Raw genomic sequence first — 24175 nt, 5'->3', positions numbered from 1 at the left:
AGGCGGCGTACACACGGATCGTGGCCGAACTCAGACGCCGGATCGACAGCGGTGAGCTGCGCCCCGGCGACCGGGTGCCGTCCGCGCGAGCGATCACCCGCGACTGGGGAGTCGCCATCGCGACCGCCACCCGGGCGCACGCTGTACTGCGCGACGCCGGCCTGACCGTCTCCCGGCCCGGGGTCGGCACCGTGGTGGCCGGGCCGGCCCCGCGCCGCGACCCCGACCTCAGCCGGGACCGGATCGTCGAGGTGGCGATCGCGGTCGCCGACCGGGACGGGATGGCCGAGGCGTCGATGCGCCGGATCGCCACCGAACTGGGCGTGGCCACCATGTCGCTCTACCGCCACGTGCCCGGGCGGGAGGAACTGGAACTCGCCATGATCGACGCGGCGCTGGGCGAGCTGCGGGTGCCGCCGCGATACTCCGGGGACTGGCGGGCCGACCTGGACGGCTGCGCCCGCGCCCTGTGGGAGCTGTTCCAGCGGCACCCGTGGCTCGGCCTGACCATGTCGCTGACCCGGCCGCAGGTCTCCCCGAACGCGATGCGGCTCGGCGAGTGGATCATGGGGACGCTGGGGCGGACCCGGCTCGTCGCCACCGACCGGATGATGGTCCAGGTGCTGCTGTTCAGCTTCATCCGCGGGGTGGCCAGCGCGCTGCAACCGGAAGCCGAGGCGATGCGCGACACCGGGCTCACCGGCGACGAGTGGATGGAGGCCCAGGAGAAGGAGTTCCAGCGCTTCGTCGAGGCGAACCCGATGCCGGCGTACGAGGAGCTGTTCCTGCGTACGCCCGACTTCGTCTTCGACCTCGACGTGTTGTTCGAGTTCGGCCTGGCCCGCTTCCTCGACGGGATCGCCGTCTGGATCGGGTGAGCGTGCCCCCGGCGGCGCCGGGTCGATACGGTAAGCGGGTGTCTCAGATGCCGTGGTGGGGACTGCCCCTCGTCGCCGCCGTGTTCGCGCTGGCCGGCGCCCTGGCCGTCCAGTTCGCCGCCGCCCGGAACAACAATCTGCTGAGCCGACGGCGGCGCACCCGCCGGTGGTACGAGGAACGGAAGACCGCCTATGTGCAGCTGCTGGCCGGCTTCGAACGCTCCTACGTGCGCCTGCGCGCCGGCTTCGACGCCGGTGAGAAACCGCCGGCCCTGCTGCAGTACGTCGACGAGATCGGCCCGGCGCTGATGCCGGTCCGGCTGCTCGCCTCCGGCCCGGTCCGCAGCGCCGCGCTCGCCGTCCACCTGCAGATGGAACGCCTGCACGGGCCGATGAACCCGGCCGGGGTCAGCGGGGTGCGGCCGGAGACCCACTTCCGGGAACTCCTCGCCCAGGTGCCGCTGATCATGCAGCAGTTCGAGGCGGCGGTCCGCGAGGAGCTCGGGATCGAGGCGAGTCCACCGAACCCGCCGGCCCACACCGCCAACGGCAAGGCCCGCCTGCCGAAACGGTGGGCGACCCTGCGGGCTGCGGACTCGGTGGCCACCCGGCCGGAGCGCGACACCCACTGACCCGGCCGGCGCCTCCGCCGGGCCCTTCGCCGGCTGACTCCCGACAGCCGCGGGAATGCGCTTTCCTGCAGCGCGGGAAACCTCCCGCCGGCTATGGCATCCGGCCCCTCGCCTCGGGCAGGATCGAAGGCGTGACCGATCACCGTGCCCCCCTCGACCCCGTCTCCGCGGCCATCGTCGACAGCGGCGTCGTCGCCGTCCTGCGCGCTCCCACCGCCGGCGCTTTCGCACCGGTCGCCGACGTCCTCGTCGCGGCCGGCATCACCGCCCTGGAGGTCACCCTCACCTCCCGGGGCGCCCTCGACGCCATCTCCGGCCTGCGCCGCCGCCTGCCGCAGGGCACGGTCATCGGCGCCGGCACCGTCCTCACCCCGGACGACGCCAAGGCCGCCATCGACGCCGGCGCCACCTTCCTGGTCTCCCCGGTCCTGGACACCCTCACCGACCAGCCGGTCCCGTGCTACCCGGGCGCCTACACCCCCACCGAGGTCTACACCGCCCACCGGGCCGGCGCCCCGATCGTCAAACTCTTCCCGGCCGGCGGCCTCAAACCCGGCTACCTGAAAGACCTCCGCGGCCCCCTGCCCAACGTCCGCATCATGCCGACCGGCGGCATCGACCTCGACGACATCGCCGACTGGCTCACCGCCGGCGCCGCCGCCGTCGGCCTCGGCGGCCCACTGATCGGCGACGCCGCCACCGGCGGCAGCCTCACCGCCCTGGCCGCCCGCGCCAAGCACGCCGTCGACGCCGTCACCTTCGCCCGGTCATGACCGCCGCCCCCACCCCGCTGCCCGCCCCCACCCCGCTGTCCGCCGTCGGCCCGCTGCCCGCCGCCACCCTGCTGTCCGCCGCCACCCTGCCGTCCGCCGCCGGCCCGCCGCCAGCCGCCACCCCGCCGCCAGCCGCCACCCCGCTGCCCGCCGCCGGCCCGCTGCCCGGTTCCAGCGGCGGATTGTTCACCTTCGGTGAGGCGATGGGCATCTTCGTCGCCGACGGGATCGGCGCCTTCGAGCACGCGCGGGCGTTCACCCTGGCGGTCGGCGGCGCGGAAACCAACGTCGCGGTCGGCGTCGCCCGCCTCGGCGGCGCCGCCACCTGGCTCGGCCGTCTCGGCCCGGACTCGACCGGGTCGCTGATCGAGGGCCGGTTGCGCTTCGCCGGCGTACGCGTCCTGGCCGTCCGCGATCCCGCCCCCACCGGCCTGATGGTCCGCTATCGGCGATCCGCCCAGTTCATCCACGCCGACTATCACCGCGCCGGCAGCGCGGGCTCCCGCCTGACCCCGGCCGACCTGCCGCTGACCGAGCTGCAGCAAGCCGGCATCCTGCACATCACCGGCATCACCCCGGCCCTCGGCGACACCGCCCGGGCCACCGTCTTCGCCGCCGTCGAGGCCGCCCGTGCCGCCGGTGTCCCGGTCTGTCTGGACGTCAACTACCGCGGCAAACTCTGGTCCCGGTTCGACGCCGCCCCGGTCCTGCGGGACCTGGTCTCCCGATCCGACATCGTCTTCGCCGGCCCCGACGAGGCGGCCATCTTCCTGAACACGGACGACCCCCTGGACGGTCTGACCAAGCTCGGCCCCACCGAGGTCATCGTCAAGGACGGGCCGCACGGCTGCACCGCACTGATCGACGGCGACCACTTCACCGTCCCCGCCCTCCCGGTCACCGCCGTCGACCCGGTCGGCGCCGGCGACGCGTTCGTGGCCGGCTATCTGGCCGACCGCCTGGCCGGCGCCACTCCGGCGCAGCGCCTCACCACCGCCATCACCGCCGGCGCCTTCGCGGTCACGGTCCCCGGCGACTGCGACAGCGCGCCCACCCGCGCCGACCTCACCGCCCTCTCCGGCGCCGACATCCACCGCTGAGCCGATCCCCCGTACCGCCGCAATCGCCTCTCAAGCCCCGCGGACCGCCCCCGGCGCCGCGACCCCAACCAGCACGGACGCCGCCTGGTGGGCGGTCCGGAGCGGTGCGTGTGGTGCGGGGCGGTTGTCACCGTGCTCAGCGCGGACGCCGCCTGGTGGGTGGTGCGGGTGGTGCGCGGCGGCTGTCACCGTGCCCGGCGCGGACACCGCCTGGCGAGCGGTCCGGAGTGGTGCGGGTAGTGCGGGGCGGTTGTCACCGTGCCCGGCGCGGACGCCGCCTGGCAAGCCGCCCCGGGGAGCCGCAAACCGGCGCGGAAACCGCCCACCCCCTGCTCATGGTGCCGATGTGCCACATGTGATTGACCGTATTCCGACCGGGTAGGCAATAGGCAGCGGCAATTTCATCGATTTCGAGGAGGCCGTCATGCAACCCACCCCGTTCACCCCGTGGTCGTTCCGGGATCCCGAGGCGCTGTCCGGTGGCTACCAGCCGACCGAGGCCGACGTCGTCGACGAGACCGGCCGGATCGGCGTGGACCTGGTCGGTTACCAGGTCGAGGCGACCGATGGGCACATCGGTTCGGTCGACCAGGCCAGTTACGACGTCGGCGGCGCCTTCCTGGTGGTGGACACCGGGCCGTGGATCTTCGGCCGGAAGGTGCTGCTGCCGGCGGGTACGGTGCAGAACGTCGACCAGGCGGACCGCAAGGTCTATGTGGACCGGACGAAGGATCAGATCAAGGCGTCCCCGGAGTACGACAAGGACACCTTCGAGACGTCCGCGTACCGGGACCAGGTCGGTGACTACTACACCGGCAGCTATCGCGATTATCCGCGCTGATCGCGGATGACGACCGCCGCCCGGCTCTCCACGGACAGCAGTTCGGCGAGCCGGGCGGCGGCCGTCAGCATCGCCCGGCCGCGATCGGTGAGCCGAGCCCGCCAGTCGCTGAGCGATGCCGCCAGGGACGCCGCCCCGCCCGCGTCGCGCACCTGGCGCAGGACGGTCGCGATGTGCGGCAGCCCGTATCCGCCGCGCCGCAGCAGGTGGGCCAGGTCGGCGTCGCGCACGTCGTCCGGCGAGTACGCCCGCTGCCCCCGGTCCCGGACCGGCACGAGAATCCCCGCCTCCTCCCATTTCCGCAGCGTCGCCGGGGTCACCCCGAGCCGGTGCGCGAGCGCGCCGACCGGCAGCGCCGCCCCGCGTCGGGTGGGCACCGTCAGCACCTCGGCGGTTGCCTCGACCGCCGTCAGCGTCTCCCGGTCCCGGGCGAGTTCGGCATGCCCGGCGTCGATCGTGGCGTACGCGGTCTCCAGGTCGCCGGCCAGCACCGCCCGCATGATCACCCCGGCGGGGCCGTGCCCGTACGCCTTGGCCAGTGCGAGGAACGCGGTCACCGCGAGCAGGTGCCGTTCCTCGTACGCCCGGTAGCCGCTCGCGGTCCGGCGGGCCGGCGGGATCACCCCGTCCTGCTCGTAGTTGCGGATCGCCTGAGCGGACAGCCCGTGTGGCCGCGCCAGGTCCACCGGTCGCAGTGCCCGCCTTTGAGACTTTGCCATGCAGCTCCTGCCACTCCGCGGAGAAATCCTCACAGGGTGTCTCAACGATACGGTAGAGGTCATGGAGCTTGACGAACTCGCCGCGCGCATCTGCCGGCTTCCCGAGGTGGTCCAGCTGATCGCCGGGCCCGGCACCGGCGCCCCGGAGCTGAGCTGGGGTGACCGGTTCTTCTTCGTAGGGGAGGACCGGATGCGCCCGTTCGCCACGATCGTCGTCCGGGACGTGCCCGGCTTCGACGAGTGTTCCGGCCTGGACCGGCCGGGCGTCTTCCGGCTGAACCTGGAGCTGGGCCGGTCCCGTTTCGGCGACCTGTTCGGTTTCGGCCCGGAGGAGTTCGCGGCGCGCCGGTCCGGGATCGACTTCGCCACCCCGGACCGCTGGTTCCCGCATCCGGTGTACGCGGTGCAGAGCTGGGCCTCGGTGGTCAACCCGGTGACCGTCGACGTGGACTCCCTGATCGGGCACGCCCGCGGCCGGCGGCGCTGACCGGATCGTTCCGCCTCCGGCCCGGATGGTGTCTGCCGCCGCGGCGTCGGTCCGGGTGGGATGGAGGCATGACCGAAGCCTTGATCGTCATCGACGTGCAGGAGTCGTTCCGGGCCCGCCCGCTCTGGGCGGCCGTCGACAACCCGGATCTGATCCCGAACGTGCAGCGCCTGGTCGACCGGGCCCGGGCCGCCGGGCACCTCGTCGTCTGGGTGCTGCACGCCGAGCCGGGCACCGGTGGCGTCTTCGACCCGGCGAGCGGTTTCGTCCGGCTGATGGCCGAGCTGACCCCGGCGGACGGCGAGCCGATCCTGGTCAAGACCGTGCACAACGCGTTCACCACGACGGACCTGCAGTTCCGGCTGACCAGCGCCGGCGTCCGCGCGGTGACGGTCTGCGGGCTGCGCACCGAGCAGTGTGTGGAGACGACCGCCCGGGTCGCCTCGGATCTGGGCTATCAGGTCACGTTCGTCACCGACGCCACCGCCACCTTCCCGATCCCGCACCGGGACGCCCCCGACGACCTGGACGACCCGCGTACGCTGTCCGCCGCGGATGTGGTGGCCCGCACCGAGTACGCGCTCGCCGGCCGGTTCGCCACGATCACGACCGTCGACGAGGTCGAGAAGGGGTGACCGGATTGTGAGCCTGGTGGTCTTCGTGCTCACCCCGCAGGTCCACCTGCTCGACCTGGCCGGCCCGGCCCAGGTGTTCTCCACCGCTCCGGACTACACGCTGCACTACGTCGCCGACGCCGACACCGTCCCCACCTGGCAGGGCGTCACCCTGCAGGCGTCCCGGGACTGGCCCGGCCTCACCCCGGACGATCTGGTCCTCGTTCCCGGCTGGCGCGACGGGTACGGCTACTTCCGACCGGAGACGCTGCGGCGGCTCCGTGAGCATCACGACCGGGGCGGCACGGTCGCCAGTGTCTGCGCCGGGGCGGAAGCGCTGGGCCGGGCCGGCCTGCTCGACGGCCGCCGCTGCACCACCCACCACGATCTGCAGGACACGCTGGCCCGCGGCTATCCTCGGGCCGGCGTGGTCCGTGACGTGCTGTACGTCTCCGACGACCGGGTGGTCACCTCGGCCGGCATCGCCAGCGGCATCGACCTGGCGCTGCACCTGGTGGCGCTCCGGCACGGCCCGGCGGTCGCCGCCCGGGTGGCCCGGGAGATGGTCGTGTACGCCCGGCGCAACGGGGACGAGTCGCAGGCCAGCGCGATGCTCCGGCATCGCGCGCACCTCAGCGACGTGGTGCACCGGGTGCAGGATCGGATCGACGCGGCGTTCGCCGAGCCACTGCGGCTGGCGCAGCTCGCCGCCGCGGCGGGGGTCAGTGAGCGTACGCTCAGCCGGCTCTTCTCGGCGGCGACGGGCCGCACGCCGCTGCGCTACCAGCAGTTGCTGCGGATGGAGCGCGCCGAATATCTGATCGGCCACGGCGCGACCGTGGAGGCCGCCGCCCGGGCGGTGGGTTTCGGCGACGCGCGGATGCTGCGCAGACTACGTGCCCGGAAATGACACCCGCCCGGTCCGGACCTGGCCGAAAGTCGGGGATGACCAGGGCTGAACCGGGCGGGCGGCGGGGGACGGTCAGCGATGGGCGGGCAGTATCGGCGGGGATGCCGACGATCGTGCACCTGTAACCGCTTTCTGTCAATGCCGGAAAACAATTAACAAAGCGTCCCGGAATACCATTCTTTTATTGCTGTCGTACGAGTCGGTGTCCGCCCGTCCCGACGAAGGTCGCCCGCCGCGCCCGGTCTTTTCCGCGGACCACCGAGCGGTCAGAGCAGACCGCGTACCGCCGCGATCGGAAGTGCCGTGCGGGCGTGATACGCCGAACGCCACAGCCCGCCGTGCGCCGCCGCCACCGTCTCGTCGCGCCAGGCCGCCGCGTCGGCGGCGCGCGGCCGGCGGATCTGATGGATCATCAGGATCGCCATCAGCTCGCTCGCCGTGGCCGCGTCGAAGACCTCGACACCGAACAGATGGGCGCCCGCGTACGCCGCCTTGAGCAGCCGGTTGCTCAGCACCGACCGGGTGCGCGCCGGCGGCGCCACCGCGAAGCTGACCACCCCGTCCCGTCGGCCCAGCGTCGCCCGCCACCGGTGGATCCGCTTGGCCAGCGCATAGTTCGGCCCCTGCTGCGGCACCAGACTGTCGTTGATCCCCGGCGTCGACGGCAGCGGATAGTTCGGCCGCAGCAGCCGCCCGCCGGACAGCGGCTCGACCGCCCGGGCCCGCACGCCCCGCCCGGCATACCGCTCCCGGGCCTGCTCGACCGCGCCGGCCGGCACCGCGTAGACATCGGTCGGGGTGGCGAGCACCGCGAACGCGGTGTCCGGCCGGCGCTGCCGCAGATGCACGGCGAGCGCGTCGGTCACGGCCGCCAGCTTCGGGTAGGCGCTGCCCGGCGCGTACCCGTAGTTACCCAGCACCAGCGGCCGGTCGAAACTCAGCAGCCACGCCGCGACCGCCCCCGGATCGGCGGTCAGGTCGGCGCCCGGCGTGCCGGCCCCGCGGACCGGGGCGAACAGCCGGCCCGCCGAACCCGCCGCCAGCCCGGCGATCCGCTCCCACAGATCCGGCCGGGGCAGGTCGACGGCGAGCACGGTGGCGCCCCGGTCCAGCAGCCACCGCAGCGGACCCATCTCGGCGCCCGCCCCGAGCAGCGCGAAAGTGAGATCGCTCAGATCCCGCCAGTCCGGGTCGGCGGCCACCTCGCGCACCGCGTCCGCGCACGACGGCTCGATCACCCCGGCGGCCCGCCAGGCATCGAGGCGGGGCAGCAGGCCGACGGTGCGGTCCGGCGCGGCCGAGCCGGTCACCTCGACCGTCCGGTACGGCTCGCCGCCGCCCGCCAGCAACGCCTGGGCCAGGGTGAACTCGCCGTCCGGTCGTACGTACCGGATCCGGGCGTGCAACGACAACAGGCCGGCCTCGGCGATCTCGTAACCGGCCGCGCCGTCCGCGCTCAACCCGGCCTCCACCAGTGCCCGGAAGTGCCGCGGATAGCCGCGCCGCCAGTCGGCCTCCCGCTCGGCGGCCCCGGCCGCGGCCGGGTCGACGACCCGCAGGGCGTCGGCGACCACCGCGCGGCCCAGCGCCGTGCCACTGCGGCGGCCGGTCTCGTCGGCCGGGAAATCAACATGGGGCTGCACCGCGCCAGTATGTCCTTCTCCTACCAGGGGTGGACGTCACCTCCGACGAATGGCCGCGGATCCGGCCGGCGGAGGGGCGCTTTCCCCCGCGGGCCAGCCGAGTCTGTCGATATGACAACCGTCGCAGTCGCCGCGCCGCCGCGCCGGCACCGTCCGCTGACCGTGCTCACCTGGGCGTCGCTGGCCCTCGCGGTGATCGCCGGGATCGGCCTGATCGCCGACGCCCGCATCCTGACCGGGGTGCCGATCTGGCTCAAGCCGTTCAAGTTCGCCGTCTCGTTCGCCCTGTACGCCTGGACGCTGGCCTGGCTGATCTCGGTGCTGCCCCGGCGCAGCCGCGTCGCCGAAGGGGCCGCCACGATCATCGGCGCCGCCTCGGTGATCGAGCTGGCCGTCATCACGGTGCAGGTGATCCGGGGCACGACCAGCCACTACAACCAGAGCACCCCGCTGAACTCGGCGCTCTGGTCGGCCATGGGGATGTCGATCATGGTGCTGTTCGTGGCGCACCTGACGATCGGGGTGGTGGCACTGCGCCAGCGGGTCGCGGACCGGGCCACCGCGTACGCCATCCGTCTCGGCCTGCTGATCTCCCTGATCGGCATGCTGGCGGCGTTCCCGATGACCACCCGGAAGACCGCGTCCGGGCTGGTCGGCGCGCACAGCGTCGGCGTGCCCGACGGCGGGCCCGGCCTGCCGCTCACCGGCTGGAGCACGGTCGGCGGGGATCTGCGGATCGGTCACTTCGTCGGCCTGCACGCGCTGCAGGTGCTGCCGTTGCTGGCGTACGCGCTGGGCCGCTGGGCGGGGGACCGGTTCGACGCGACGACCCGGGCGCGGCTGGTGCTGGTGGCGGGCACCGGATACGGCGTCCTGGGGCCGCTGCTCACCTGGCAGGCGATGCGCGCGGAACCGCTGCTGCGGCCCTCAGCGGTCACCCTCGCCGCGTTCCTCGTCGTGGCCGTCGCGACCGCGGCCGGCCTGACCGCCGTCGCGTCCTCCTCCGGCAGGATGCGCGCATGACCGGCGCCCTGTTCACCCTCACCTTCCTGCTCGCCGCCCCGTTCTGGGCGCTGATGATCCTGCTGCCCGGCTGGACCGGCACCCGGCGGATCATCGGGTCGCCGCTGATCGTGCTGCCGATCATCGGAATCTACGCCGTCCTGATCGTCCCGAACCTGGGCCACGTGCTGCCCGCGGTCGCCAACCCCACCCTCGGCGGCATCCGCGACCTGCTCGGCAGCGCGGACGGCGCGGCGGCCGGCTGGGCCCACATGATCGCCTTCGACCTGTTCGCCGGCCGGTGGATCTGGCTCGACGCCCGCGACCGCGGCATGCGCCACCTGATCCTGGCCCCGATCCTGCTGCTCACGATCCTGTTCGGACCGCTGGGTCTGGGCACCCATCTCGTCGTCCGCAAGTCCTAGGCTGTGGCCATGGCTCTCGACGCGCGGGACACCCTGACCCGCATGCTGCTGCTCGACTGCAGCGGCCTGGCCTACCTGCTCGTCATCGGCCGCACCGGCCACCCGCCCACCCCCCTGCAGTGGGCGCTGGCCGTGCCCGCCTTCCTGTCCGCCCTCCTGCTGCACCGCCACCCCCCGATCAACCTGCTCCTGCAGACCGCGCTGTTCGCCGCCGGGATGCTGCTGCTCGACGACTCCACCATCAACCAGGTCGGCACGGCCTGGGCGATCGGCGAGTTCGCCCTCTGGGCCGGCAACCGGTGGCTGCTGGCCGGCGGCATCGGCATGGTCGCCGCCACGTACCTGATCTGTGACCCGCCCGACGCCGTCCTGCCCTCGGTGATGGGCCTGGCCACCAGTCTCGGCCTGCCCACCCTGATCGGCCTGGTCGTGCGCACCACCCGCGAGCTCGGCGTGCAGGCCGAGCAACGCGCCGTCTCCGAGCAGCGGGCCGCCCGCGCCGACGAACGCGGCGCCATCGCCCGCGAACTGCACGACGTGGTGGCACACCACGTCGCGTCGATGGTGCTGCGCGTCGGCGTCGCCCAGCACGTGCTGCCCGGCGTCGACCCGAAAGTCGCCGAGGTCTTCGACGACGTCCACCGCACCGGCACGGCCGCGCTCGGTGACCTGCGCCGGCTGGTCGCCGTCCTGCGCGACCCCGACCGCGCGCAGGGCGACGCCGCACTGACCGCGATCGAGCCGTCGGCGCTGCCGGCCGCCCTCGACGGCGCGGTGGAGACAGCGCGGCGGGCCGGGGTCATCGTGGAAGCGGAGATCGACCCGCGGGTGGCCGGGCTCGACGCGGTCCGCGGGCTGGCACTGCTGCGGCTCACCCAGGAGGCGCTGACCAACGTGGCGAAACACGCCGGGCCGGCGGCGCGGGCCGTCCTGCGGGTCACGATGGGCGGCGACGACCTGCACTGGTCGGTCACCGACGACGGGGGAGCAGCGCCCGGGGCGGCGCGGGTTCCCGGGGGTGGGCACGGTCTGACCGGGATGCGGGAACGCGTGGAGATTCTCGGCGGGGCCCTGGCCGCCGGGCCGGAGGGCTCGGGTTGGCGGGTCTCGACCGTCCTTCCCGCGCCGCTCCCGGACGGGATCCCGGCATGATCGGTCGCGGTGTTCGTCCCGCGGGTCGTCGTTCAGCGGGCTTCCGCATGATCGGTCCGGTGCTCGTTCAGGGGGCTTCCACGTGATCCGCGTTCTGCTGGTCGATGATCAGCAACTCATCCGGGCCGGTCTGCGGATGCTCCTCGACGCCGAACCCGGCATGGAGGTGATCGGCGAAGCCGGCGACGGCCGCACCGCGATCGCCCTCGCCGCCCAGCTCGTCCCCGACGTGATCGTCATGGACCTGCGCATGCCCGGCGTCGACGGCATCACCGCCACCAGCCGCATCATGGCCGACCGCCCTGCCATCCGGATCCTCGTCCTCACCACCTTCGGCGACGACGACCACCTCTACCCGGCTTTGCAGGCGGGCGCCTGCGGTTTCCTGCTCAAGGACGCCCCGCCCACCGACCTGCTGAACGGAATCCGCCAGGCCGCCGCCGGTGAAAGCCCGTTCTCCCAGGAGGTCCTCCGCCGCCTGGTGCGCCGAGCCGTCCACGCCCGCCCCGAACCCCCGGCGCGCATCGACGGTCTCACCACGCGCGAGCAGGAGGTACTGGACCTGGTCGCGGAGGGCCTCACCAACACGGAGATCGCCGAACGCCTGCACATCGGGGTGACCACGGTCAAAACCCACATCACCGCGCTGATGACCAAAACCAGCAGCCCGAACCGGGTTCGCCTCGCGCTCGTCGCCCGCCGCCGCTGAATCCGCGGTCTGCCGAGGGCGGCTTGCTGTCGGCGCGGTCGGTCCATCCGGATCCGCTGGCCACTTTCGGTCGTCGCGCTTTCCGGTGAAAACATGGGGGTACGACCTGTGCGGAGCCCCGCCGAGCAGCGCGATGATCCGGCCCGCTCCGGACCGTCCGGCGCGTATCCCGGGTGTACGCGGGTGGTTGCGGTGGTCCGCCCCTTCGCTGTGGTCCAGCGCCGCCGCAACGTTCCGGGTTGCTGTCCTCCCTTGGCGTTCACCGACCGCTGCGATGATCCATCCGCTGGCGCCCGGTGACCGCCGCGTGTCGGTCGCGACGCCCGGGTTTCGCGGGGCTCGTCCTCCGACCGGGTGGTGTGATCGGGGTCGCGCCCACCCCGGTTTGGAGTTGCGGGGCAGGGCCTGTAATGTTTTCCGAGCCGCCAGGGAGACGGGCGAGCGAACGAGACCCGCGAGGGGCTCGGGCCGGCCGTCCTGACGGAAATCCTCCAACGATCTCGCGATCCAGTGTTGCGGGTTGCTGGATGGGTGCTGCTCACCATTTCTGGTGCGTTGAAATCCGGTTGCAAAACACGGATTTGACGAACTGAGAATGGCGGGTAAAGTAGAGCGAGTGCCCCGGAGGGCGGGCCGCGAAAGCGGAACGTGTGATGGTGTGCGGTTGTTCTTTGAGAACTCAACAGGGTGCTTTAAAAGCCAGTGCCAATTATGGCAATACCCCGGCTGATCGTTTCGGCGGTCAGTGGGAGATTCCTTTGGCAACATTTTTGTTGCCGGGACAGTTTTTCAACAGATTTTGTTGGAGAGTTTGATCCTGGCTCAGGACGAACGCTGGCGGCGTGCTTAACACATGCAAGTCGAGCGGAAAGGCCCTTCGGGGTACTCGAGCGGCGAACGGGTGAGTAACACGTGAGTAACCTGCCCCAGACTTTGGGATAACCCTCGGAAACGGGGGCTAATACCGAATATGACTTCTGATCGCATGGTCGGTGGTGGAAAGTTTTTCGGTTTGGGATGGACTCGCGGCCTATCAGCTTGTTGGTGGGGTAATGGCCTACCAAGGCGACGACGGGTAGCCGGCCTGAGAGGGCGACCGGCCACACTGGGACTGAGACACGGCCCAGACTCCTACGGGAGGCAGCAGTGGGGAATATTGCACAATGGGCGGAAGCCTGATGCAGCGACGCCGCGTGAGGGATGACGGCCTTCGGGTTGTAAACCTCTTTCAGCAGGGACGAAGCGCAAGTGACGGTACCTGCAGAAGAAGCGCCGGCCAACTACGTGCCAGCAGCCGCGGTAAGACGTAGGGCGCGAGCGTTGTCCGGATTTATTGGGCGTAAAGAGCTCGTAGGCGGCTTGTCGCGTCGAATGTGAAATCCCGAGGCTCAACTTCGGGCTTGCATTCGATACGGGCAGGCTAGAGTTCGGTAGGGGAGACTGGAATTCCTGGTGTAGCGGTGAAATGCGCAGATATCAGGAGGAACACCGGTGGCGAAGGCGGGTCTCTGGGCCGATACTGACGCTGAGGAGCGAAAGCGTGGGGAGCGAACAGGATTAGATACCCTGGTAGTCCACGCTGTAAACGTTGGGCGCTAGGTGTGGGGGGCCTCTCCGGTTTCCTGCGCCGCAGCTAACGCATTAAGCGCCCCGCCTGGGGAGTACGGCCGCAAGGCTAAAACTCAAAGGAATTGACGGGGGCCCGCACAAGCGGCGGAGCATGCGGATTAATTCGATGCAACGCGAAGAACCTTACCTGGGTTTGACATCGCCGGAAATCTCGCAGAGATGCGGGGTCCTTCGGGGCCGGTGACAGGTGGTGCATGGCTGTCGTCAGCTCGTGTCGTGAGATGTTGGGTTAAGTCCCGCAACGAGCGCAACCCTCGTTCGATGTTGCCAGCGCGTAATGGCGGGGACTCATCGGAGACTGCCGGGGTCAACTCGGAGGAAGGTGGGGATGACGTCAAGTCATCATGCCCCTTATGTCCAGGGCTTCACGCATGCTACAATGGCCGGTACAAAGGGCTGCGATACCGTAAGGTGGAGCGAATCCCAAAAAGCCGGTCTCAGTTCGGATCGGGGTCTGCAACTCGACCCCGTGAAGTCGGAGTCGCTAGTAATCGCAGATCAGCAACGCTGCGGTGAATACGTTCCCGGGCCTTGTACACACCGCCCGTCACGTCACGAAAGTCGGCAACACCCGAAGCCGGTGGCCTAACCCGTAAGGGAGGGAGCCGTCGAAGGTGGGGCTGGCGATTGGGACGAAGTCGTAACAAGGTAGCCGTACCGGAAGGTGCGGCTGGATCACCTCCTTTCTAAGGAGCAACTCTCACCGAAAGGTGAGCAGTAGCCCGCAACCTGCGAATGTCAGGTTGGGGTGCTCATAGGCGGAGACACTGGCTAGTTTTATCCGGCAACGGCCGGCTTCTTAGTACAGCCTTCGGGCGTGGAACAGGGCTGGTGCGGCTGGTGAAGGCGTTAAGCACCCTGTTGGGTATCTGAAAGAACAACCATTCCGGTTTGGCCGGATGCGTTGGTCTTCAATGCCAGGCATGACCTGGTCTTTCATACCGATCGCGGAAGCGGTGCTGGTGAGAGACGGTTCAGGGTTGTGGGTTGGTCGTTGGTTGAGAATTGCACAGTGGACGCGAGCATCTTGTTTTCTGTGGTTAAGTTGTCAAGGGCGAACGGTGGATGCCTTGGCACCAGGAGCCGATGAAGGACGTGGGAGGCCGCGATAGGCCTGGGGGAGCTGTCAACCTAGCTGTGATCCCAGGGTGTCCGAATGGGGAAACCTGGCACGAGTCATGTCGTGTCATCCGCACCTGAATTCATAGGGTGTGTGAGGGGAACGCGGGGAAGTGAAACATCTCAGTACCCGTAGGAAGAGAAAACAACCGTGATTCCGTGAGTAGTGGCGAGCGAAAGCGGATCTAGCCTAAACCGAGTTCGTGTGATACCTGTCAGGGGTTGCGTTCTCGGGGTCGTGGGACCCGCTTAAACGTACTGACATGCGTTTGAAGAGTTACAAAGTTACTCGTTAGTCGAACGACGTGGGAAAGTCGGCCGTAGACGGTGAGAGCCCGGTAGACGAAAGCGTGTGACCTCTTTGCGGTGTTCCCGAGTAGCAGCGGACTCCTAGAATCTGCTGTGAATTTGCCAGGACCACCTGGTAAGGCTGAATACTTCCTGGTGACCGATAGCGGACTAGTACCGTGAGGGAATGGTGAAAAGTACCCCGGGAGGGGAGTGAAATAGTACCTGAAACCGTTCGCCTACAATCCGTCGGAGCCTTTAGGGGTGACGGCGTGCCTTTTGAAGAATGAGCCTGCGAGTTAGTGGCATGTGGCGAGGTTAACCCGTGTGGGGTAGCCGTAGCGAAAGCGAGTCTGAATAGGGCGTTTTTAGTCGCATGTTCTAGACCCGAAGCGGGGTGATCTAGCCATGGGCAGGTTGAAGCGTGGGTAAGACTACGTGGAGGACCGAACCCACCAACGTTGAAAAGTTGGGGGATGACCTGTGGTTAGGGGTGAAAGGCCAATCAAACTCCGTGATAGCTGGTTCTCCCCGAAATGCATTTAGGTGCAGCGTCGCGTGTTTCTTGCCGGAGGTAGAGCACTGGATGGTCTAGGGGGCCCACAAGCTTACTGAAATCAGCCAAACTCCGAATGCCGGTAAGTGAGAGCGCGGCAGTGAGACTGCGGGGGATAAGCTTCGTAGTCGAGAGGGAAACAGCCCAGATCGCCAGCTAAGGCCCCTAAGCGTGTGCTAAGTGGAAAAGGATGTGGGATCGCATGGACAACCAGGAGGTTGGCTTAGAAGCAGCCACCCTTTAAAGAGTGCGTAATAGCTCACTGGTCAAGTGGTTCCGCGCCGACAATGTAGCGGGGCTCAAGCACACCGCCGAAGCTGTGGCATTCACACTTGTGTGGATGGGTAGGGGAGCGTCGTGCAGCGGGTGAAGCGCCGGAGTGATCCAGGTGTGGACGCTGTACGAGTGAGAATGCAGGCATGAGTAGCGAATGAAGGGTGAGAACCCCTTCCGCCGGATGACCAAGGGTTCCAGGGCCAGGCTAATCCGCCCTGGGTGAGTCGGGGCCTAAGGCGAGGCCGAGAGGCGTAGTCGATGGATAACGGGTTGATATTCCCGTACCCGCAAAGAAACGCCCAAGACGAACCCATCTGTACTAACTACTTGATCAATTCAATGGCTTCGGCCGGCGATGCGGGAGACTAGGACCTTGGGTGGTAGTAGTTTAGTGATGGGGTGACGCAGGAAGGTAGATGATCCCGGCCGGTGGTTGTGCCGGGGTAAGCGTGTAGGCCGTACCGTAGGCAAATCCGCGGTGCATGAGGCTGAGACGTGATGCCGAGCCGTTCTGGTGAAGTCATTGATCCTATGCTGCCGAGAAAAGCCTCTAGCGATGTTTCGAGCGGCCCGTACCCTAAACCGACACAGGTGGTCAGGTAGAGAATACCGAGGCGACGGGTGAACTGTGGTTAAGGAACTCGGCAAATTGCCCCCGTAACTTAGGGAGAAGGGGGGCCGGACGCGTGAAGCCACTTGCTGGTGGAGCGTGGTATGGCCGCAGAGAGCAGGGGGAAGCGACTGTTTACTAAAAACACAGGTCCATGCGAAGTCGTAAGACGATGTATATGGACTGACGCCTGCCCGGTGCTGGAACGTTAAGGGGACCTGTTAGCTCTTCGGGGCGAAGCGGAGAACTTAAGCGCCAGTAAACGGCGGTGGTAACTATAACCATCCTAAGGTAGCGAAATTCCTTGTCGGGTAAGTTCCGACCTGCACGAATGGCGTAACGACTTCCCCACTGTCTCAACCACAGGCCCGGCGAAATTGCAGTACGAGTAAAGATGCTCGTTACGCGCGGCAGGACGGAAAGACCCCGGGACCTTTACTATAGCTTGACATTGGTATCTGAATTCGATTGTGTAGGATAGGTGGGAGACTGTGAAGCTCGGACGCCAGTTCGGGTGGAGTCATTGTTGAAATACCACTCTGTTGGGTTTGGGTATCTAACTTGCGGCCCTGATCGGGTCGAGGGACAGTGTCTGGTGGGTAGTTTAACTGGGGCGGTTGCCTCCTAAAGGGTAACGGAGGCGCCCAAAGGTTCCCTCAGCCTGGTTGGCAATCAGGTGTTGAGTGTAAGTGCATAAGGGAGCTTGACTGTGAGACTGACGGGTCGAGCAGGGACGAAAGTCGGGACTAGTGATCCGGCACTTGCGTGTGGAAGCGGTGTCGCTCAACGGATAAAAGGTACCCCGGGGATAACAGGCTGATCTTCCCCAAGAGTCCATATCGACGGGATGGTTTGGCACCTCGATGTCGGCTCGTCGCATCCTGGGGCTGTAGCAGGTCCCAAGGGTTGGGCTGTTCGCCCATTAAAGCGGTACGCGAGCTGGGTTTAGAACGTCGTGAGACAGTTCGGTCCCTATCCGCCGTGCGCGTTGGATACTTGAGAAGGGCTGTCCCTAGTACGAGAGGACCGGGACGGACGAACCTCTGGTGTGCCAGTTGTTCTGCCAAGAGCACGGCTGGTTGGCTACGTTCGGAAGGGATAACCGCTGAAAGCATCTAAGCGGGAAGCTCGCTTCGAGATGAGGTATCCCACCACCTTGAGTGGGTAAGGCTCCCAGCTAGACTACTGGGTTGATAGGCCGGAGATGTAAGCACGGTAACGTGTTGAGTTGACCGGTACTAATAGGCCGAGGGCTTAACCACACCAAACTTTATGCTCGATATGCGTCCACTGTGTGATTCACAGCAAACGAACAACCACCCTGTATTCGGGGATTCCGGTTGGCCTGGGAAGAAGGCCGGCCGGTGTCCGCGGATCGATGCGAATCGGTCCGACCCGGGTGTCAGGTTGCTGGTTTGGTTCCGCGCTGACAAGTGTTTCGGTGGTCATAGCGGAGGGGAAACGCCCGGTTACATTCCGAACCCGGTAGCTAAGCCCTCCAGCGCCGATGGTACTGCACTCGGGAGGGTGTGGGAGAGTAGGACGCCGCCGGACTCAACTTCGAGAAACGCCCACCCGGGAACGGGTGGGCGTTTCTTTTTGTCTCGGTCAGCTCGGCCGGGCCGGCGTGACGGCGGTCAGCGGGGGAGCTGGTGCAGGATGCTGGGGTCGGTGATCCTGTCGTCGGCGGCGAGGAGGAAAGCCTTGGAGAGGATGACCGAGAGGCGTTCGTCGTCGTCGAAGGGCAGGGCGAGCCGGGGGTGGCGGCCGGTGGGAACGATGCAGAGGTAGGCGTCGTTCGGTTCCATCAGGATGTTGGCCGAACCCAGGTGGATTTTGTAGGTGGTCCGGGTGCCGTGGACCCGCAGGAAGCGGTCGTCGATGTCACACCGAGCGGCAATCGTGAGGCGGGGAAGCAGGCGGGCCAGGACGTCCCGGCGGACCTCGGCGCTGCCGCTCAGGGTGCCGAAGCCGATTTCCCGCCAGTAGGCGCGGAACGGGTGCTCGCCCCGGTCGGTCCAGCTGTCGTCGGTGGCGATCGACGTGACGCCGATGAACAGGTCCACGTCGCGCAGCGCCTCGCTCAAGACCCGGGGTGGGACCTCGTCGACGCGGGCGGGCTCCCAACGGTGCCCCTCCCGGCGGGCGAAGCGGACCTGGTCGGTGGAGCAGAACTCGACCTCGTCACGGTGGCCGAGCGGGCCGGCGGACTCGTGGGCGAAGGAGGCCTCCCACTCACCGGCCGCGAACTCCTTGGTCGCCGCACTGTCCGCACCGCTGGACCAGGTGCCCAGATAGGTGGCTGACCAGCCGCGGACCCGCATCAGCGCGTTCGCCTGGCGGTAGCGCAGGATGTGACCGGCGAACCGGTTCGAGTAGGTGCCGGTCTGCGTCTCCGCCGGGGTCAACCGGTACACCTCGCGGAAGGCCTGCTTGAACGGCTGCCGCAACTCGGCGGTGGTGATTCGGTCGCGCCAGGCGGTCACCTCGGCCGGATCGGCGAGGACCGGGTGCCACAGGCGCACCGAACACCCGGCGCCGGAGTGCCCGGCGAGCCGCCAGCCGCCGGCGCCGTCCGGCTCGGGCAGGGCCGCCGTCCAGGAGGTGCCGCCGGCGGTGGACACCTCCCAGATCAGGCGGCGGCCGAGGGTGCCGGTCACCGGGTGGCGGAGGTAGCGCTGCTCCCACGCCGGCCAGTCCCAGGTGCGGTCCTGGGCGAGCAGCGCCTCCACCCGGGCGCGCTCGGCGGCCAGCGTCTTGTTGACCTCCGCGGCCAGCGTTCGCGCCGGACCCGCCTGCAGGCGCAGCGCCGCCGGAACACCGCGCAGCGGCAGGCCGTCCTGCCAGGCGCGGACCGTCGCCTTCTCCCCGATGATCTCGACGCCGAGGGTGAAGTCGTCGCCGGCGGCATATCGGTGGGTGCTGTCCGGGGCCAGGTCGTGGTCGGCGACGGCGAGCTCCATGGCCTCGCCGGGCGCCCAGCCGCGGGCGGCCGCGATGCGCTCCAGAGCCGTCCACACCCGGTCGCGCAGGGGGCGGCTGCGGGTGTTCATCAGCCGGCCCAGCACGCCCGCCGGCGCCTGGCCGGGCCGGTCGGTAAGGATCTCGACCGTGGCGGCGGCGGTCATCGCGGCCGTCAACCGTGCGCCGCCCTGCCGCCAGGGTGTCGCCGCCGTTGCCGCGACGCGTCCCAGGAGCGTGGTCGACTCCTCGCCGGGATCCAGGGACAGCAGCCAGCTCAAGCCCCGCAGCAGGAGGTCATGGTCGTCGTGCACGGGCCGGCCCAGCTCGACGAAGGCGGCGAGCACGGTGCCGATCGACGCGGGAACCTCCGGGCCGGCGGCGCGCACCCGCTCCGCCTGCCGCAGCCAGCTCTTCGCCGGGACCGGCTTGGTGAGCGTGATCGCGAAGGCCAGCGCGTCCCTCGTCGCGGGGTCGGTCACCCGGGCGCCGAGCCGGTGGCGGGCCAGCGGGCCGAATCCGTCCTCTCCGAACAGCAGGTGGGCGGGGAGTCCGCCGGTGAGCCGGCCGATGGCGGTCCCGTACTGCGCGCTGATCGAGCGGCGGGCCTCGGTGGGCATGGTCCAGTCGGACAGCACCTCGTCGAGGACCGCGCCGAGCACCGGACCGTACGCCCGGAGCTGGTCGACCGGCAGCTGGTTGGCGATGACCGCGGGCAGGCGGTAGGCCTGGCCGTCGTAGGGGACCCGGGCCGTGCCGAGGACCCGCAGCGCCCAGGACAGGTCCTCGCGGCGCCAGGGCAGCGGCTCGGCGGTCAGCTCGTAGAGGTCGGCGCCGGTGCCGTAGTCGGGGCTGCCGCGTTCGGCCGCCGCGAGGTGCCACTGCAGGGCGAACGCCCACCGCCGCGAATCCGGCGCGGGCTCCGCGTCCACCGCCGCCGGAATCAACTCAAGCCACTTGTCCATGGCCGGGATCATGCCGGGCCGGTACGACAAGAATTTCTGTCGTACCTCGCGGCCATGATGGCGGGCGGAAGGGAGAAGCCATGGCCGAGGTGCTGATGCGGGACGAGACGATGACCGGGCGGGAGATCGGGTCCTGGATGCTGCCGGATCTGCCGGATCGGATCCCCGCGCGGGAGTTGCTGCGGTTACGGGTCCGTGAGGAGGTGGCCCGGTTCAACGCCGCCGGTGGTGAGCTGTATCGGGGCCTGGTGCGACCGGCCGCGGCGACCGAGACGCCGCACGGCTTCCGGATGCCGGCCGGCGGGCGGATCGACGAGACGGCCCAGGCCGACGCGGCATGTGCGGCGTTCGAGCGGAACGGGTTCGTGATGATCGCCGGGGAGCGGCAGGTGGAGAGTCTCGACCAGATCATCGACCTGCGCCGGGATGCCGAGGTGGCGTTCATCCGCTTGGTCGCGCTGGTGGGTGGCTAGAGCGCGGTGGTCCGGCTGGACGCCGGTTCCCGCGCAGTGCCCCCGAAGTGCGGCGGGGTGGCTCACGACGTACGGCCGAAAGGGTGTTGATGTTGATCGTCTCGGTGGCAGGTTGGTTCAGGGGGTGTGCGGGCTCAAGCGGGGGCGGTGGCGGCCGATCACGCGGGGCATGCGTAAGTGGACCCTCGGCGCCCTTCTCACCTCAGCGGTCGCCGCCTCGGCTGCCCTGCTCGGCCCTGCCCCGGCGCTGGCCGCAGGGACCGTGATCGGCGCGGAGCTGCCCGGTGCGCTGCCGGGGCGGTACATCGTGACCCTGAAGGATCGGGGGACCGGGCCGAGCGTGCACAGCATGGGCGCCGGGAGGCTGGTGCGCAGCTTCCGCTCGATTCCCGGGTTCGCGGCGGAGATGACCGCGGCGCAGGCGCGGCGGCTGGCGGCGGACCCGGCGGTGCGGTCGGTCGAGCAGGACCGCATGATCCACATCGCGACGCAGAACAGGCCGGGGTGGGGTCTGGACCGGATCGACCAGCGGAGCGCGACACTGTCGAAGACGTACACGGCGACCGATGACGGGTCGGCGGTGCACGCGTACGTGATCGACACCGGGATCCGGATCACACACAGCGAGTTCGGCGGCCGGGCGTCGTACGGCTACGACTTCGCCGACGGTGACCGCGTCGCGAGCGACTGCAACGGGCACGGTACGCATGTGGCCGGCACGATCGGCGGCGCCCGCTACGGGGTGGCGAAGAAGGTGCAGCTGGTGGCGGTGCGGGTACTCGGCTGCGACGGCGGCGGCAGCATCTCCGACGTGATCGACGGGGTGGACTGGGTGACCGAGCACGCGATCAAGCCGGCCGTGGCGAACATGAGCATGGGCGGCTCGGTCAGCCGGTCGCTGGACTACGCGGTGCAGGAGTCGATCGCGTCCGGGGTGACCTACGTGGTGGCGGCCGGCAACGAGGACGACGACGCCCGGTGGAGCAGCCCGGCGGACGTGCCGGCGGCGATCACCGTGGGAGCGACCGACAGCCGGGACCGGCGCGCGTCGTTCTCCAACTACGGCAGCGGGGTGGACCTCTTCGCGCCCGGCGTCGACATCAGGTCGTCGGTGGCGGACAGCAACACCGCGACCGACGTCTACAGTGGTACGTCGATGGCCGCCCCGCACGTCGCCGGCGCCGCCGCCCTGCTGCTGGACGCCAACCCGAGCCTGACCCCCGGGCAGGTGCGGGACCGCCTGGTGGCCAATGCCACCACCGGCCGGGTCGCCGACCGGATGGGCTCGCCGAACCGGCTGCTGTTCGTGACCGCGCCCCCGGCGAAACCGGTGATCGCGACGACCCGCACGGCCGCCGCGGTGGTCGGCACCGAGTTGTCCACCCGGCTGGCGCTCACCGCGAACCGGGTCGGATCGTGGACGCTGGCCGGTGGGACGCTGCCGCCGGGGCTGTCGCTGAACCGGTCCGGGGTGCTGTCCGGGACCCCGGCGCAGGCGGGCGACTACGTGGTGACCGTGCGGTTCACCGACTACGTGCCGCAGGTGGTCACCCGGCAGGTGACGATCCCGGTGGAGGCGAGCGTGCCGGTGATCGACCCGACGCTGCCCGACGGGCAGGCCGGTGTCTATTACGAGGGTCAGCTGACCACCGCGGACCAGCGGGACGGCGTCTGGGCGGTGACCGCCGGGGCGCTCCCGGCCGGCCTTACCCTGGACGAGGCGTCCGGCTTGATCAGTGGGGTGCCGTCGGCGACCGGCAGCTTCACCGTGCGGTTCACCGACCCGTGGGGTCAGACGGCGACCGCGGACTTCACGATCACGGTCGGCGCGGCGTGAGCATGCGGCGCTTGCGCTGAGTATGTGGCGCTGGCGCTGGCGCTGAGCGTGTGGCGCTGGCGGTGGAGCGTGTGGCGCTTCGTGGTGACCGTGTGGCGCTGGCGGTGAGCGTGTGGCGCTGGCGGTGGAGCGTGCGGCGCTTCGTGGTGAGCGTGTGGCGCTGGCGGTGAGCGATTGGCGGGCCCCGGTGAGCGGTCCCGGAGCCCGTCCGGCTCACCAGTCCGCGGCCGCCGCGTACTTCTGCGCGATGGCCGCCGTCTCCGGCAGGTCGGCCTCGACCACCGGCAGCCCGGCCCGGACATCCGCGCCCAGCTCGCCGAGCAGCTGGCGCAGCAGCGCCTCGGCCGCCGCGGCCTGCGGCGCGATCCCGGCGGTCACCACCGGCACCGCGTGTTTGCCGGCCAGCGCCTGGTTGGGCAGCTGGTCGAGGAGCACCTTGAGCACTCCGGTGTAGCTTCCCTTGTACGTCGGTGTCGCCACCACCAGCAGGTCAGCCCCGGTCAGGGCGGCGACCGCGGCGGCCGTGCCGGAGTCGCCCGGGGTGAGCAGTCCGGCGCCCAGCGTGCCGACCTCGATCACCGTGGGCGCGGGCGCGCCGTGCCGTGTGGCCAGCGCCTCACCCACCGCGATGGCCAGGGCCGATGTGCGGGAGCCGGCTCGCGGATTGCCGGAAACCACAACGATTGCCGTCATCGCCATTCCTCTTTCGACGCGTCCACTGGTTGAGAACCAGTCGTACGCTCCCACCCTTGTGGCCGGCCCGACATCGGTCAACCGTATCCCAAATCCTAGTAATACCGTGGGTCGGATGGGTTTTAGGACTGGTGTGATGTGGCGCTCGCGACTACCATCCGGTATGCCTATCTAACAGATAGGAATAGTATCCTTGCAGGGTGCCGCCGGATCCGGTGGCAGGAGCCGTTGAAGGAGTCGCACATGTCCGCGCTCGCCATCGCCCATCCGCGCGCCAGCCATATCCGCCCCGATCTGCGTCCGGTCCCGGACCTGCCGGAGCAGGCTCCGGTCACCGTCACCATCAGCATCGCCGGCGGCGTCGGCGGCCGTGACCGGGTGCTGGCCGCGCTCCGCGAACTGGTTGACGCCGCCGGGCCGGACGCCGCGATCGAGCTCGACGAGCCGGTCGAGTCGCCCGCCGACGGTGAGATCGTGCTGGACCCGCGGGCGCGCACCGCGCTGCGCGACGGCCGCCGCCTCGACCTGAGTCGCCTGGAGTACGACCTGTTGCTCTTCCTGGCCCAGCACCCGCGTCAGGTGTTCAGCCGCACCCAGCTGCTGACCCACGTCTGGGGTCATCGGCACACCACCAACCGCACGGTCGACGTGCACGTCAGCCGGCTGCGCACCAAGCTGGACGATCCGGAGCTGATCACCACTGTCTACGGCCTCGGATACCGGCTGGCCGACGACGCGCCGATTGCCGTGCTGGAGCACTGATACATCCCGAAAGGGTCATAACGCGGCAATATGGTGAGCTAATTTTCGCAGGTCAGCAATAACTTGATCACTATTGTGACAGATTGACCCAGCCTTGCAACAACATCGATAAATTTAAATA

19 protein-coding genes and 3 rRNA genes are annotated in these 24175 nt (G+C 69.1%); 18 read left to right on the top strand and 4 right to left on the bottom strand.

Annotated features, from left to right (window positions below):
• Positions 1-20: 20 nt before the first annotated feature.
• From ACSP50_RS33555 to ACSP50_RS33535, 5 genes are all read left to right on the top strand, one after another.
• The gene (locus ACSP50_RS33555) at positions 21-878 is read left to right on the top strand and encodes a TetR/AcrR family transcriptional regulator C-terminal domain-containing protein (protein ID WP_231956772.1); all 858 of its coding nucleotides are present in this window, start codon (positions 21-23) and stop codon (positions 876-878) included.
• A gap of 47 nt (positions 879-925) precedes the next feature.
• Positions 926-1510: a hypothetical protein gene (locus ACSP50_RS33550; RefSeq protein WP_231957066.1), complete on the top strand. Its 585-nt coding sequence runs from the start codon at positions 926-928 to the stop codon at positions 1508-1510.
• A gap of 131 nt (positions 1511-1641) precedes the next feature.
• On the top strand, positions 1642-2283 hold the full coding sequence (locus tag ACSP50_RS33545) for a bifunctional 4-hydroxy-2-oxoglutarate aldolase/2-dehydro-3-deoxy-phosphogluconate aldolase (protein ID WP_014693762.1): 642 nt from the start codon (positions 1642-1644) through the stop codon (positions 2281-2283).
• Entirely contained in the window at positions 2280-3383 is a 1104-nt protein-coding gene (locus tag ACSP50_RS33540) for a sugar kinase (protein ID WP_255407270.1), read from the top strand. The genes ACSP50_RS33545 and ACSP50_RS33540 overlap by 4 nt, the downstream gene beginning before the upstream one ends.
• A 424-nt stretch (positions 3384-3807) precedes the next feature.
• Positions 3808-4224: a PRC-barrel domain-containing protein gene (locus ACSP50_RS33535; RefSeq protein ID WP_014693760.1), complete on the top strand. Its 417-nt coding sequence runs from the start codon at positions 3808-3810 to the stop codon at positions 4222-4224.
• Here ACSP50_RS33535 and ACSP50_RS33530 read toward each other — a convergent pair.
• Positions 4212-4943: a MerR family transcriptional regulator gene (locus ACSP50_RS33530; RefSeq protein WP_014693759.1), complete on the bottom strand. Its 732-nt coding sequence runs from the start codon at positions 4941-4943 to the stop codon at positions 4212-4214. The two genes, ACSP50_RS33535 and ACSP50_RS33530, sit on opposite strands and share 13 nt — an antisense overlap.
• A 61-nt stretch (positions 4944-5004) precedes the next feature.
• Here ACSP50_RS33530 and ACSP50_RS33525 point away from each other — a divergent pair, with 61 nt between their 5' ends.
• The 3 genes from ACSP50_RS33525 to ACSP50_RS33515 all read left to right on the top strand — a co-directional run bounded on the left by ACSP50_RS33525 (position 5005) and on the right by ACSP50_RS33515 (position 6954).
• Positions 5005-5430: a DUF6194 family protein gene (locus ACSP50_RS33525; protein ID WP_014693758.1), complete on the top strand. Its 426-nt coding sequence runs from the start codon at positions 5005-5007 to the stop codon at positions 5428-5430.
• A gap of 68 nt (positions 5431-5498) precedes the next feature.
• Positions 5499-6065 carry a cysteine hydrolase family protein gene (locus ACSP50_RS33520; RefSeq protein ID WP_014693757.1) on the top strand — a complete coding sequence of 189 codons (567 nt, stop codon included), beginning with the start codon at positions 5499-5501 and terminating at the stop codon, positions 6063-6065.
• A gap of 7 nt (positions 6066-6072) precedes the next feature.
• Complete coding sequence (locus ACSP50_RS33515) at positions 6073-6954, top strand: GlxA family transcriptional regulator (protein WP_014693756.1); 882 nt, start codon at positions 6073-6075, stop codon at positions 6952-6954.
• Between the two features lie 266 nt (positions 6955-7220).
• On the opposite strand, the gene ACSP50_RS33510 is transcribed toward ACSP50_RS33515, so the two are convergent.
• The gene (locus ACSP50_RS33510; protein ID WP_014693755.1) at positions 7221-8597 is read right to left on the bottom strand and encodes a hypothetical protein; all 1377 of its coding nucleotides are present in this window, start codon (positions 8595-8597) and stop codon (positions 7221-7223) included.
• Positions 8598-8708: 111 nt separating this feature from the next.
• Here ACSP50_RS33510 and ACSP50_RS33505 point away from each other — a divergent pair, with 111 nt between their 5' ends.
• The 7 genes from ACSP50_RS33505 (at position 8709) to rrf (ending at position 17917) form a co-directional block, all read left to right on the top strand.
• Positions 8709-9620, top strand: coding sequence for a hypothetical protein (locus ACSP50_RS33505; RefSeq protein ID WP_014693754.1), 912 nt, complete (start codon positions 8709-8711; stop codon positions 9618-9620).
• Positions 9617-10024, top strand: coding sequence for an ABA4-like family protein (locus ACSP50_RS33500; RefSeq protein WP_014693753.1), 408 nt, complete (start codon positions 9617-9619; stop codon positions 10022-10024). Before ACSP50_RS33505 ends, ACSP50_RS33500 begins: the two co-directional genes overlap by 4 nt.
• 9 nt (positions 10025-10033) lie before the next feature.
• Positions 10034-11176, top strand: coding sequence for a sensor histidine kinase (locus ACSP50_RS33495; RefSeq protein ID WP_014693752.1), 1143 nt, complete (start codon positions 10034-10036; stop codon positions 11174-11176).
• Between the two features lie 82 nt (positions 11177-11258).
• The gene (locus ACSP50_RS33490; protein WP_014693751.1) at positions 11259-11885 is read left to right on the top strand and encodes a response regulator transcription factor; all 627 of its coding nucleotides are present in this window, start codon (positions 11259-11261) and stop codon (positions 11883-11885) included.
• Between the two features lie 799 nt (positions 11886-12684).
• A 16S ribosomal RNA gene (locus tag ACSP50_RS33485) occupies positions 12685-14200 on the top strand.
• Positions 14201-14552: 352 nt separating this feature from the next.
• A 23S ribosomal RNA gene (locus ACSP50_RS33480) occupies positions 14553-17625 on the top strand.
• 175 nt (positions 17626-17800) lie between these two features.
• Positions 17801-17917: ribosomal RNA gene (rrf, locus tag ACSP50_RS33475) — 5S ribosomal RNA — on the top strand.
• Together the 16S, 23S and 5S rRNA genes form the textbook arrangement of a ribosomal RNA operon.
• Before the next feature lie 83 nt (positions 17918-18000).
• Here rrf and ACSP50_RS33470 read toward each other — a convergent pair.
• The gene (locus ACSP50_RS33470; protein ID WP_052311795.1) at positions 18001-20289 is read right to left on the bottom strand and encodes a DUF4132 domain-containing protein; all 2289 of its coding nucleotides are present in this window, start codon (positions 20287-20289) and stop codon (positions 18001-18003) included.
• Between the two features lie 80 nt (positions 20290-20369).
• On the opposite strand from ACSP50_RS33470, the gene ACSP50_RS33465 reads away from it, so the two are divergent.
• Complete coding sequence (locus tag ACSP50_RS33465) at positions 20370-20762, top strand: hypothetical protein (protein WP_014693749.1); 393 nt, start codon at positions 20370-20372, stop codon at positions 20760-20762.
• Between the two features lie 169 nt (positions 20763-20931).
• The gene (locus ACSP50_RS33460; protein ID WP_043512692.1) at positions 20932-22599 is read left to right on the top strand and encodes a S8 family peptidase; all 1668 of its coding nucleotides are present in this window, start codon (positions 20932-20934) and stop codon (positions 22597-22599) included.
• A 213-nt stretch (positions 22600-22812) separates the two neighbouring features.
• On the opposite strand, the gene ACSP50_RS33455 is transcribed toward ACSP50_RS33460, so the two are convergent.
• Entirely contained in the window at positions 22813-23292 is a 480-nt protein-coding gene (locus ACSP50_RS33455) for an NADPH-dependent FMN reductase (RefSeq protein ID WP_014693747.1), read from the bottom strand.
• A 243-nt stretch (positions 23293-23535) separates the two neighbouring features.
• Between ACSP50_RS33455 and ACSP50_RS33450 the strand changes: the two genes are divergently transcribed.
• Positions 23536-24054 carry a winged helix-turn-helix domain-containing protein gene (locus tag ACSP50_RS33450; protein ID WP_014693746.1) on the top strand — a complete coding sequence of 173 codons (519 nt, stop codon included), beginning with the start codon at positions 23536-23538 and terminating at the stop codon, positions 24052-24054.
• The last annotated feature ends 121 nt before the right edge of the window (positions 24055-24175 follow it).

The sequence above is a fragment of the Actinoplanes sp. SE50/110 genome, from assembly GCF_900119315.1.
GTDB lineage: Bacteria > Actinomycetota > Actinomycetes > Mycobacteriales > Micromonosporaceae > Actinoplanes.
This window is presented reverse-complemented; position numbering and strand designations above follow the sequence as displayed.